The following is a 1,032-nucleotide window of genomic DNA, read 5'->3' as shown; positions in this document are numbered from 1 at the left end:
GTCCCTCGCCTTGGCCTCGACCATCGGCCCGACGTTCACCCCGTCCTCCACGCCGTTGCCCACGGTCAGTGCGGCCATCTTCTCGGCCAGCTTGCCCACGAACTCCTCGGCCACGTCCTGGTGCACGAGCAGCCGGTTGGCCGCGGTGCAGGCCTCGCCCATGTTGCGCATCTTCGCCGCCATCGCCCCGGTGACGGCCTTGTCGATGTCGGCGTCCTCGAACACGATCAGCGGCCCGTTGCCGCCGAGTTCCATGGAGGTGCGCAGCACGTTGTCGGTGGCGGCCTTCATCAGCTGCTTGCCCACCGGGGTGGAACCGGTGAAGGAGACCTTCCGCAGCCGCGGATCGGCCATGATCGGCTCCGACACGTCCCCGGCGGACTTGGAGGAGAGAACGTTGAGCACCCCGGCCGGCAGCCCGGCCTCGACCATGATCTGGGCGAAGTACTGGGAGGTGAGCGGGGTCAGCCGGGCGGGCTTGAGCACCATGGTGCACCCGGCGGCCACGGCCGGGGCGACCTTGCGGGTGGCCATCGCCAGCGGGAAGTTCCACGGGGTGATCAACAGGCACGGGCCCACCGGCTTGTGCGTGACCAGCATCCGCAGATTCCCCTCGGGGGCCTCCACGTAGCGGCCGTAGTCGCGCACCGCCTCCTCGGCGAACCAGCGCAGGAACTCCCCCCCGTACTTCACCTCCCCCAGCGCCTCCGCGTAGGGCTTGCCCATCTCCAGGGTCATCAGCAGCGCCAGATCCTCCGCCCGGGCCTGCACCAGCTCGAAAGCGGTGCGCAGGATCTCCGAACGGACCCTGGCCGGGGTGCGGGCCCAGGACTCCTGGGCGTCGGCGGCGGCGTCCATGGCCGCGGCCGCGTCGGCGCGGGTGGCCGAGGCCATCCTCGCGATGACCTCACCGGTGGCCGGGTTCTCCACCTCGAAGGTCCCCCCGTCGGAGGCCTCCCGCCACGCACCGTCGATCAGCAACCCGGTGGGGGTGGCGGCCAGCACCGCGGCGATGCGGTCCTGGACGGAAGG

Annotated in this window: 1 protein-coding gene; it reads right to left on the bottom strand. The window is 71.1% G+C overall.

Going from position 1 to position 1,032, the window contains the following annotated elements; all coding sequences use genetic code 11:
- A partial coding sequence (locus RE027_RS17790) for an aldehyde dehydrogenase family protein (RefSeq protein WP_438612448.1) occupies nucleotides 1-1,014 on the bottom strand: 1,014 nt, incomplete at its 3' end.
- Nucleotides 1,015-1,032: the final 18 nt, after the last annotated feature.

Origin of the sequence: Kocuria sabuli, from assembly GCF_040981185.1 — a bacterium.
In the GTDB taxonomy this organism is placed as follows: domain Bacteria; phylum Actinomycetota; class Actinomycetes; order Actinomycetales; family Micrococcaceae; genus Kocuria; species Kocuria sabuli.
Note: the sequence above shows the minus strand (reverse complement) of the source record. Positions and strands in the feature narration are given on the sequence as shown.